This window comes from Streptomyces sp. NPDC055189 (assembly GCF_053606765.1).
Genome location: NZ_JBSGSG010000036.1, coordinates 69,539 through 80,238 on the forward strand (window position 1 = coordinate 69,539; position 10,700 = coordinate 80,238).

Genomic DNA, 10,700 nt, shown 5'->3' on the forward strand with positions numbered 1-10,700 from the left:
GACGGATCAACAGAATCAACATCGAACTTCGAGGTGCGCACCTTGGCTTTCCAGATGCCGGACCGCGGCGGAGGCCCGACGGGGCCACGGATCAGAGTGGGCCGACCGTCCCGTCGCGTCCGGACCCTGCTCATGACACTGGGCATCCTGGCTGTACTGGCCATGGTGTTCGTCATGTTCGCGGGGTTCTGGACGGACTGGCTCTGGTACCGCTCGGTCAACTATTCGTCGGTCTTCACGACGACCCTGTGGACCAAGATCGGCCTGTTCTTCGTCTTCGGCCTCCTGATGGCGGCCGCGGTCGGAGTCAACATCTGGCTGGCGCACCGGCTGCGCCCGCCGTTGAGCGCCATGTCGATGGAGCAGCAGAGCCTCGACCGGTACCGCATGAGCATCGCGCCGTACAAGAAGTGGCTGCTGCTCGGCATCGCCACGCTCGTCGGCCTGATCGCGGGCGCGTCGGCCGCGGGCCAGTGGCGCACGTGGCTCCTGTGGGTGAACGGCGTCTCCTTCGGCCAGAAGGACCCGCAGTTCAAGCTGGACGTGTCGTTCTTCGCGTTCGACCTTCCCTGGTACCGCTTCCTGCTCGGCTTCGGCTTCGCGGCCACGGTGCTCTCCCTGATCGCCGCGGCCCTCACCCACTACCTGTACGGCGGGCTGCGCATCACCAGCCCCGGCGCGCGGGCCACGGCGGCGTCCACGGGGCATCTGTCGGTGCTCCTCGGCGTCTTCGTGACGCTCAAGGCCGTGGCGTACTGGCTCGACCGGTACGGCCTCGCCGTGAAGTCCAGCGACTTCAAGGCGACGGGTGACTGGACGGGCCTTCGCTATGTGGACGCGAACGCGTACCTGCCGGCGAAGACCATCCTGTTCTGCATCGCCGTCATCTGCGCCCTGCTCTTCTTCGGGACGCTGTGGCGGCGCACCTGGCAGCTGCCGGTCATCGGCTTCGGCCTGATGGTCCTCTCCGCCATCCTCATCGGCGGTCTGTACCCGGCCATCGTGCAGAAGTTCCAGGTCTCTCCGAACGAGCAGGCCAAGGAAGCGCCCTACATCGAGAAGAACATCGCGGCCACGCGCAACGCGTACGGCATCAGCGGTGTGAAGCCCGAGGACTACAAGGGCGCGGGCAAGGCCGACGAGGACCCCAAGAAGAAGCGCCAGGACGCGGACTCGGCAGCCAATTACCGGCTGAACGACCCGAACATCGTCTCGCCGACGTTCCAGCAGCTGGAGCAGGAGCGCGAGTACTACCGCTTCCCGAAGACCCTGGACGTGGACCGCTACAACGGCCAGGACACGATCGTCGGCCTGCGTGAGCTGAGCCTCGACAAGCTCGACAAGCGCAACTGGATCAACGACCACTTCGCCTACACCCACGGCTATGGAATGGTCACCGCCAAGGGCACGGAGACCAAGAAGGGCTCCAAGGGCGCCCCGGACTTCACGGAGTCCGGCCTGCCCACCAGCGGCAACCTCGGCGAGTACGAGCAGCGGATCTACTACGGCGAGAAGACCACCCAGTACTCGATCGTGGGCGGGCCCCAGAAGGAGCTCGACTACGAAGAGGACGGCGGCGGCCAGAAGACCTACAGCTACAAGGGCGACAGCGGGGTCAACCTCTCCAACCCGATCAACCGCGCCGCGTACGCGGTCTCCTTCGGAGAGCCGCAGATGCTGTACTCGGGAGCGATCGGCGACGGGTCGCGGATCCTCTACAACCGCACTCCGAAGGAGCGCGTCGAGTCGGTGGCGCCGTGGCTGACCATCGACGGCGACACGTATCCGACCGTGGTCAACGGCAGGATCCAGTGGGTCGTCGACGCCTACACGACCAGTAACGGCTATCCGTACGCGTCGCGGACCACGCTCGGCGACACGACGGCCGACTCGCTCTCCGAGTCGGACGACCAGCGCGCCGTGGTGGCCCAGCAGAACCAGGTCAACTACATCCGCAACTCGGTGAAGGCGACCGTCGACGCGTACACCGGAGAGGTCAAGCTCTACACCTGGGACGACAAGGACCCGGTCCTCAAGACCTGGAAGAAGGCGTTCCCGGACACCGTCAAGGACAAGGGCGAGATTCCCAAGGCCCTGATGGACCACCTGCGCTACCCGCAGGACATGTTCAAGGTGCAGCGCGAGCTCCTGACCCTCTACCACGTCACCGACCCCGGCCAGTTCTACAACGCGAGTGACGCCTGGCAGGTGCCGAACGACCCGACGAAGAAGGACAACAGCGCGGTACCGCCGTACTACTTGTCCATGAAGACGCCGGGTCAGACGCAGCAGCAGTTCTCACTGACGACGACGTTCACCCCGAGCGGGCGCCCGAATCTACGGGCCTTCATGACGGTCGACGCCGATGCCAGAAGTGAGAACTTCGGCACGATGAAGCTGCTGAGAGTCACGGGCGACGTGGACGGCCCGGAACAGGTCCAGAACAAGCTGAACTCCATGACGGAGGTCGGCAACTTCGTCCGGGACATGAAGGGCGCCGACTCCGACGTCCTCTACGGAAACCTGCTGACCGTGCCACTGGACGACGGGTTCCTCTACGTCGAGCCGGTGTACGTGCAGGGACGTAAATCGGCGTATCCGCTCCTGAAGAAGGTGGCGGTGTCGTACGGCACGGAGACCGCGTTCGCGGACTCCCTGAGCGACGGCCTCAACCAGGTCTTCGGCGCCGACGGGACCACCAAGCCACCGGCCGACGACACGGACCAGCCGACCGATCCGCCCAAGTCGAGCGACCCGACGGTGCAGGCAGCCCTCGACGACGCCCAGAAGGCGTTCGAGGACGGGCAGGAGGCCCTGAAGGACGGCGACTGGGAGGCCTACGGCAAGGCGCAGGAGAAGCTCCAGGAGTCCCTGCAGCGAGCCGAGGACGCCCAGGCCAAGGCGGCCGAGGACGGCGACAAGAAGGGCGACAAGAACGGGGACGCGGACAAGGACGGCGACAAGAAGGGCGGCTGACCAGCTGCGAAACACCCTCCCCGCGCCGTGGTACGGTTGCATCACAACGGCGCGGGGTGGAGCAGCTCGGTAGCTCGCTGGGCTCATAACCCAGAGGTCGCAGGTTCAAATCCTGTCCCCGCTACTAGAAGGCGAAGGCCCGGATCCTTATCGGATCCGGGCCTTCGTCGTGTGTGGATGGGGTCATTGAGGCCGTGCGCTGGTCTGTGCGAACCGTGCCTCGCACGAGGGGAGTTGGGAAAACTGTGTTTGACTTATCTCTCTGTGGGCATGTCGACAAAACGCTGAAGTGACCTCACTGGCTGCGGTATACCAGGTGTACCCAGGTTGCAGGTGGTGCGACGATGGACGTTATGGGGGACAAGGCAACTCTGTTGGAGACAGGGCGGTTTGTGCAGCCGGCCGACCGGGAGGATCCCGGGGCGGCCGCCGAGGAGATGCGCCATCGGCTGGCCGCCGAGGCCGGAGACGTCGACGCGATGAGCGTCCTCGGAAGCCTTCTGCTGCGCCGCGGTGATCTCGACGGGGCCGAATCTCTGCTGCGCGCGGCGACCGCCGAGGGCGACCGCGCCGCCGCCAACAACCTCGGTGTCCTCCTGCACCAGCGCGGGTACGCCGACGAGGCGGCCGGCTGGTGGCGGGTCGCCGCCGTCGCCGGTTCCGCCGCGGCCGCGCACGCGCTCGGGCGTCACCACCGCGAACGCGGCGACGAGCCCGCCGCCGAGTACTGGCTGCGGCAGTCCGCCGAGCAGGGCCATGCCCTGGGTGCGTACGCCCTGGCTGACCTCCTCGAACACCGCGGTGATGTCGGCGCCGAGCGCTGGATGCGGGCGTCCGCCGAGCGCGGTCACCGCGAGGCCGCGTACCGGATCGCCCGCGCCCTGGACCGGCGGGCCACGGCCGATGGCGCCGGTGCCAGGACTGCAGGCAAGGGGGACGCTCGGGATGCCGCCAAGGGGGGAGGCAAGGCCAAAGGAGCACGTTCCGCCTCCGCCGAGGCCGAGCAGTGGTACCGCCAGGCCGCCGCGCGCGGGCACCGACGGGCCGCGCTGCACCTCGGCGCGATCCTGGAGCAGCGCGGCGAGCTGAAGGAGGCCGGGCGCTGGTACCTGAACTCCGCGAAGGACGGCGAGGCGCGGGCCGCCTGCGCCCTCGGCTTCCTGCTGCGCGACGCGGGCGACGAGGAGAGCGCCGCCGTCTGGTGGCTGAAAGCTGCCCAGGACGGCGACGGGAACGCCGCGAACGCCCTGGGCGCGCTGCACGCCGAGCGGGGCGAGACCCAGACCGCCGAGCGCTGGTACAGGGCCGCCATGGACGCGGGGGACGTGAACGGCGCGTACAACCTCGGGCTGCTCTGCGCCGAGCAGGGGCGGACCGTGCAGGCCGACCAGTGGTACAGGCGTGCCGCGTACGCCGGTCACCGCGAGGCCGCCAACGCGCTTGCCGTGCTGCTGCTCCAGGGCGGCGACGCGGCGGGCGCCGAGCCGTGGTTCTCCAAGGCCGCCGAGGCGGGCAGCGTGGACGCGGCCTTCAACCTCGGGATTCTGTACGCGTCCCGTGACGACGAGGACTCCGCCCTGCCCTGGTACGAGCGTGCGGCGGCCGCCGGGCACACCGAGGCCGCGCTCCAGGTCGGCACCGCGCGGCTGCGGGACGGCGACGAGCAGGAGGCCGAGCGGCATCTGCGGTGCGCGGCGGGTGGCGGCAGCGCGGAGGCGGCGTACCGCCTCGGCACGGTCCTCGACGCCCGGCGGTCCGCCGCGGGTCCGCCCGCGCTCGGGGAGCCCGCAGCGGAGAAGACCGAGTGCGAGGAGTGGTACGAGCGGGCTGCCCAGCAGGGGCACCGGCGTGCGCAGGTCCGGGTCGGGATGCTGGCCGCGGGGCGCGGGGATGTCGTCGAGGCGGCCCATTGGTACCGCCTCGCGGCGGACGCGGGCAGCCGGAACGGCGCGTTCAACCTGGGGCTGCTCCTTGCGCGTGAGGGCAGTGAGCCCGAGGCGGCGCTCTGGTGGACGCGGGCCGCTGACGCGGGGCACGGGCGGGCTGCCTTGCGGCTTGCGCTGCTTTACGCTCGGCGCGGGCAGCTGGTTGAGGGGCAGCGGTGGGCGTCCCGTGCGGCTGAGCTCGGGCCCGCTGAGGTCAGCGAGCGGGCGGCTCGGTTGCGTGAGGCGCTTCAGCAGGAGCTGACTGCGTAGCCTCTGCTGGTGCCTTGACCGGTGCTGCGCCTGCGCTTGTTCTGGCTTGCTGTTGGAGGGCGGGTGCTGCCCGGTGGGGGCTGTGCCCACCCTTCCCCAAGCTCTCGGCTTCGCTCGAGCAGGGGAGACCCCAATCGCCCTGCGGAACGCCTGCCCACAGCCAGGGCGGTCAGGGTGGGCTCTGTCCTGCGGAACGCCTGCCCAAAGCGTGGCGCCGGAACTGATTTGCGCTGGTCGTCGCGTCTGGCATACGCTTACAACACAACGGCGCGGGGTGGAGCAGCTCGGTAGCTCGCTGGGCTCATAACCCAGAGGTCGCAGGTTCAAATCCTGTCCCCGCTACTAAAGGCCAGAGGCCGGGAAGCATTAGCTTCCCGGCCTCTGGTGCGTTCAGGGGTGGGTCACAGCTACCGCTTGTGGCCCACCGCCTCCTCGTACAGCTTGCGGTCCACCGCCTTGCCCTCCGGGACCTGGTCGCCCTCGGCGACGCCCGCCGCCTTGTACGCAGCCTGGAGCCGGTCCGTGGTGCCCGACCGGATCTCCCAGTCCATGCGCAGTGACGGAGTCGACTTCAGGACCGCCTCGTCGGTCTTCAGGAGCTTGGCGAGGTCGGAGACGAAGGCCTTGTCCGCCTTGTAGTCGCCGGCGAAGTACGTGTTCACGGTCCTGATGTACGCCCGCAGCAGCGCGACGCCCGCGTCCGGGTCCTTCGTCAGGAGGTTGGGGCCGAACAGGAGACCGCCCAGCGGTTCGCCCTGCGGCTGGCCGCCCAGGAACGCGTACTGCTTGTCGCCGTCGACCTTGCGCCAGACCGGGTCGAGCAGCCAGGCGGAGTCCGTGCCGCCGTTCTGGAGGGCGGTCAGGACGTCCGCCGAACCCAGCTGCTGGAACTGGATCTTGTCCAGGCCGCCGCCGTGTTTCTTCAGTGTCGTGCCCATGGGGTACGAGATGACCGAGCCCTTGCCGATCATGGTGCCGAGCTTGCGGCCCGCCATCGGGACGTGGTCCGCGCTCTCGCCCTTCTTCAGCTTCACCCACAGGCCGCTCTTGGAGCGCGGGTCGGGGGAGAAGTTCCCGGCCGCCCACTTGATGGTGAAGCCGCTGGTGATGCCGTTCATGACGGCGGCCTCGGGGGCGGCCCACTGGGCGTCGATGTCTCCCTTGGCGAGCAGGGGGAGTGCGTCGGGGGTCGGGAGCACCTTGAGGTGGACGTCCAAGCCCTCCTTCTTGAACTCGCCCTTCTTCACGGCCATTTGGAGAGGCGCGACGTACTCGGCGCTCAGCGTGCCGGTGGCGATGGTGAGGCTGCGCTCCTTGGCGAGCGGGCGCGGGGCCGGGGCGCCCTTGTCGCAGCGGGCGGGTGCGCGGTCCTCGGCGAGGTCGGACGGATCCGTCCAGCTGCCCTTGCCGCAGCCGGCGACCGCCTTGACCGTACGGGGCTTCGCGGGCGCGGCCGAGTCGGTGGTGTCGTCCTCCTTCGCGCAGCCCGCCGAGGCGAGCAGCGAGCCCGCCACGAGCAGCGTGAATGCGGTGGTGCGGGTGCGGGTGTGCATGGAGCCTCCGTACGCGTACGAATGGTTCATGACTGGCTCATGACTGGCTTCTGCCGCGGTCGCGCGGGGCCCAGGGAGTGAGCAACCTGCCCGCGATCCGCACCAGTTCGGAGAAGACGACGCCCAGCACGGCGACGCAGACGATGCCGACGAACATCACGTCGTTCTGGAACAGCGCCCGGGAGTCGAAGATCAGGTGGCCCAGGCCGTTCGACGCCGCGATCTGCTCCGAGGCGACGATCACCAGGACGGCGACGCCTGCCGCGATCCGCGCGCCGACGAGCACGGCGGGCAGCGAGGCGGGCAGCAGGACGTGGCGGAACATCTGCCACGGCGATGCGCCGAATACCTGGCCCGCGTCACGGTGGCCGGAGGGTACGGCAAGCACGGCCGCCATCGTCGAGATCCAGACGAAGAAGAAGACGGTGGCCGCCACGAGAGCGATCTGCGGGCCTTCCCCGAGGCCGAACATGTTCAGGAAGACGGGCAGCAGGGCCAGCTTCGGTACGACGTAGAGTGCGTCCAGGAGCGGTTCGAGCGCGGCGCGTACGAGGGAGAGCGAGCCCATGAGGAGGCCGAGCGCGTAGCCGGTGACCGTACCGATCGCGTAGCCGGCGAGCACGCGCTTGAGGGTGGCCCAGACATCGGGCCACAGGTCGCCGTCCGCCGCGCGCTGCCAGCCGTCCTCGATGATGGTCTGGGGCGCGGGGTAGACGCGGTCGTCGATCCAGGCCTGAGTGGCGGCCAGTTGCCACAGGAGGACCAGGGCCAGGGGGACGGCGACGGCGAGGCCGATCTCCAGGGTGCGGCGCCTGCGGTGGGTGCGGGTGGGGTGGAGCTCGTGGGGACCCGGCTCGCGGACGAGCAGGCCTTCGTCGGGGTCCGCCGCTTTGCGCGGAGTGGCCGTCGTCATGCCGGGACCGCCTCGTCCTGCGCGTCCCTGCGGACGACCTCGCCGCGCAGCAGGCCCCACAACTCCTCTTTCAGCGCGGTGAATTCGGGTGTCGCGCGTACGTCGCCGGTGCGGGGCCTGGGGAAAGGCGGGCGGTGTTCGGCGATGATGCGGCCCGGCCGTGCGGACATGACCAGGACGCGGTCGCCGAGCACGATCGCCTCTTCGAGGCTGTGGGTGATGAAGAGGGTGGTGGTGCGGGTGGTCTGGGTGAGGTCGAGGAGTTCGTCCTGGAGGATCGTGCGGAGCTGGGCGTCCAGGGCCGCGAAAGGCTCGTCCATCAGGAGGATCTCGGGCTCCACGGCCAGGGCGCGGGCGATGGCCACGCGTTGGCGCATGCCGCCGGAGAGGGTGGCGGGGTAGGCGTCGGCGAAGTCCGCGAGGCCGAGGCGGGTGAGCCAGTCCCTGGCCCGGGTGTCCGCCTCGCGGCGGGGGACCTTCTGGATGTCGAGGCCGAAGCGGACGTTCGCCTGGACGGTCTTCCAGTCGTAGATGCCGTAGTCCTGGAAGATCATCGCGGCGGGGCGCGGGCTCGCGGTGCGGATTTTCAACTGGCCCTTGCTGGGCCGCAGTAAGCCTGCGGCTATGCGGAGCAGTGTTGATTTTCCGCAGCCGGATGGGCCGACTATGCAGGTGAACTCGCCTGTGGCGACGGTCAGGTCTACGGGGCCTAGTGCGTCCACGGCTTTGGCGCCGCGGCCGAAGGTTCTTGTTACTGCGTGGGCCTCTAGTTTCGGGTGCGGGTCTCCCACGGGGTCTCCTTGCGGAGGGCAGGCGGATAAATGGCGCCGCCGACCATATGACGCACCGTCAGGTTTCGGAAGGGCTGAGCCCTGGCTGGGATTGGTTGTTCACTGCGGACCGTGGGTGGCTTGTGCCCACCCGTTCCGCCCTGCGGAACGCCTGCCCACAAGCGGGCGGGAGAGTGCTACGCCCCTGCGCAGCTGGGGCACGTGCCCCTGTACGTGACGTCCGCGCCCTCGATCGTGAAGCCGAAGCGTTCCGAGTCGGGGAGGCTGGTCAGGGGGTTGCCCGTGGGGTGGACGTCGCGGATCGTGCCGCACTGCGCGCACACCAGGTGCTGGTGGGGGCGGTGGGCATTCGGGTCGTACCGCTTGGCCCTGCGGTCCGTCGAGACTTCGAGGACCTCGCCGATGGTCACGAGCTCGCCCAGGGTGTTGTAGACGGTCGCGCGGGAGATCTCGGGGAGCTTGTCCACGGCGCGGGCGTGTACCTCGTCCGCGGTCAGGTGTACGTGATCCCCGTCGAGTACCTCGGCCACGACGCGTCGCTGCGCGGTCATGCGCCAGCCGCGTCCGCGCAGTCGTTCCAAGAGGTCGCTCATGAAATCCAGCCTAGCAGGCGGTGAGCCTAAGTCCCGACCATGTGTGACTTTGGATGTTTACTTGACTTAGACAAAGTCCATCGTAGGATCGAGTTCGGCAGAGGCCAAGGGCATGGACATCGGCTGACGCCCGGGGCAACCCCAAGGACAGGACTTGCAGGAAATGACGCAGGAGGCGCACGTGACGCAGGGACCGCTCACCACGGAGGCCGGCGCGCCGGTCGCCGACAACCAGAACAGCGAGACCGCTGGTGTCGGCGGTCCGGTGCTCGTCCAGGACCAGGCGCTGCTCGAGAAGCTCGCGCACTTCAACCGCGAGCGCATCCCGGAGCGCATCGTCCACGCACGCGGCGCCGGTGCGTACGGCACCTTCACGCTGACCCGCGACGTCTCGCAGTGGACGCGTGCGAAGTTCCTCTCCGAGGTCGGCAAGCAGACGGAGACCTTCCTCCGGTTCTCCACCGTCGCCGGCAACCTCGGCTCCGCCGACGCCGTGCGCGACCCCCGCGGCTTCGCGCTGAAGTTCTACACGGAGGAGGGGAACTACGACCTGGTCGGGAACAACACCCCCGTCTTCTTCATCAAGGACGCGATCAAGTTCCCCGACTTCATCCACACGCAGAAGCGCGACCCGTACACGGGCTCGCAGGAAGCCGACAACGTGTGGGACTTCTGGGGTCTGAGCCCCGAGTCGACCCACCAGGTCACCTGGCTCTTCGGCGACCGCGGCATCCCGGCGACGCTGCGTCACATGAACGGCTACGGCTCGCACACCTACCAGTGGAACAACGAGGCCGGCGAGGTCTTCTGGGTCAAGTACCACTTCAAGACCGACCAGGGGATCAAGAACCTCACCGCCGCCGACGCGGCCGTGCTCGCCGGTGAGGACGCCGACTCCCACCAGCGCGACCTGCGCGAGGCCATCGAGCGCGGCGAGTTCCCGTCCTGGACCGTGCAGGTGCAGATCATGCCCGCGGCCGAGGCGGCGAACTACCGCTTCAACCCGTTCGACCTCACCAAGGTGTGGCCGCACGAGGACTACCCGCCGATCGAGATCGGCAAGCTGGAGCTCAACCGCAACCCGGAGAACATCTTCGCCGAAGTCGAGCAGAGCATCTTCTCGCCCGCGCACTTCGTTCCCGGCATCGGCCCGTCCCCGGACAAGATGCTCCAGGGCCGCCTCTTCGCGTACGGCGACGCCCACCGCTACCGCGTCGGCATCAACGCCGACCACCTGCCGGTGAACCGCCCGCACGCCACCGAGGCGCGCACCAACTCGCGTGACGGCGCGCTGTACGACGGCCGCCACAAGGGTGCGAAGAACTACGAGCCGAACTCCTTCGGCGGCCCGTTCCAGACGGGCCGGCCGCTCTGGGTGACCACCCCGGTCAGCGGCGGCACGGGCAACCACGAGGCTCCCTCGCACGCCGAGGACAACGACTTCGTGCAGGCGGGCAACCTCTACCGCAAGATGTCCGAGGACGAGAAGGGGCGTCTGATCGAGAACCTCGCGGGCAACATCGCGGGGGTCTCGCGCGACGACATCGCCGAGCGCGCGATCAACAACTTCCGTCAGGCGGACGGTGACTTCGGCAAGCGCCTCGAGGCCGCGGTCCAGGCCCTGCGCGGCTGACCTTCGCTTGTCGCAAGGAGAGCGGACGGGCCGGATCCCCTCGGGG

General features: G+C 68.8%; 7 protein-coding genes and 2 tRNA genes. 5 read left to right on the forward strand and 4 right to left on the reverse strand.

The features are described from left to right. Nucleotides 1–54 precede the first annotated feature (54 nt). From ACWFR3_RS24555 to ACWFR3_RS24570, 4 genes are all read left to right on the forward strand, one after another. Nucleotides 55–2,976 carry a UPF0182 family membrane protein gene (locus ACWFR3_RS24555; protein ID WP_453736774.1) on the forward strand — a complete coding sequence of 974 codons (2,922 nt, stop codon included), beginning with the start codon at nucleotides 55–57 and terminating at the stop codon, nucleotides 2,974–2,976. A gap of 50 nt (nucleotides 2,977–3,026) precedes the next feature. Next, nucleotides 3,027–3,100: transfer RNA gene (locus tag ACWFR3_RS24560), tRNA-Met, on the forward strand. 220 nt (nucleotides 3,101–3,320) lie between these two features. Continuing rightward, nucleotides 3,321–5,171, forward strand: coding sequence for a sel1 repeat family protein (locus ACWFR3_RS24565; protein ID WP_453736765.1), 1,851 nt, complete (start codon nucleotides 3,321–3,323; stop codon nucleotides 5,169–5,171). Nucleotides 5,172–5,439: 268 nt separating this feature from the next. After that, nucleotides 5,440–5,513 (forward strand) — tRNA-Met (locus ACWFR3_RS24570). Nucleotides 5,514–5,578: 65 nt separating this feature from the next. Here the strand turns inward: ACWFR3_RS24570 and ACWFR3_RS24575 are convergent. The 4 genes from ACWFR3_RS24575 to ACWFR3_RS24590 all read right to left on the reverse strand — a co-directional run bounded on the left by ACWFR3_RS24575 (nucleotide 5,579) and on the right by ACWFR3_RS24590 (nucleotide 9,021). Beyond that, the gene (locus tag ACWFR3_RS24575; protein WP_453736775.1) at nucleotides 5,579–6,724 is read right to left on the reverse strand and encodes an ABC transporter substrate-binding protein; all 1,146 of its coding nucleotides are present in this window, start codon (nucleotides 6,722–6,724) and stop codon (nucleotides 5,579–5,581) included. A gap of 37 nt (nucleotides 6,725–6,761) precedes the next feature. Further along, a complete protein-coding gene (locus ACWFR3_RS24580) occupies nucleotides 6,762–7,637 on the reverse strand; it encodes an ABC transporter permease (RefSeq protein ID WP_453736766.1) in 876 nt (291 codons plus the stop codon). Then, nucleotides 7,634–8,428, reverse strand: coding sequence for an ABC transporter ATP-binding protein (locus ACWFR3_RS24585; protein ID WP_453736767.1), 795 nt, complete (start codon nucleotides 8,426–8,428; stop codon nucleotides 7,634–7,636). The genes ACWFR3_RS24580 and ACWFR3_RS24585 overlap by 4 nt, the downstream gene beginning before the upstream one ends. 176 nt (nucleotides 8,429–8,604) lie before the next feature. Next, nucleotides 8,605–9,021 (reverse strand): Fur family transcriptional regulator, encoded by a 417-nt coding sequence (locus ACWFR3_RS24590; protein ID WP_361181623.1) that lies wholly within the window; start codon nucleotides 9,019–9,021, stop codon nucleotides 8,605–8,607. A 181-nt stretch (nucleotides 9,022–9,202) separates the two neighbouring features. Here ACWFR3_RS24590 and ACWFR3_RS24595 point away from each other — a divergent pair, with 181 nt between their 5' ends. Then, nucleotides 9,203–10,654 carry a catalase gene (locus ACWFR3_RS24595; protein WP_453736768.1) on the forward strand — a complete coding sequence of 484 codons (1,452 nt, stop codon included), beginning with the start codon at nucleotides 9,203–9,205 and terminating at the stop codon, nucleotides 10,652–10,654. Nucleotides 10,655–10,700 lie beyond the last annotated feature (46 nt).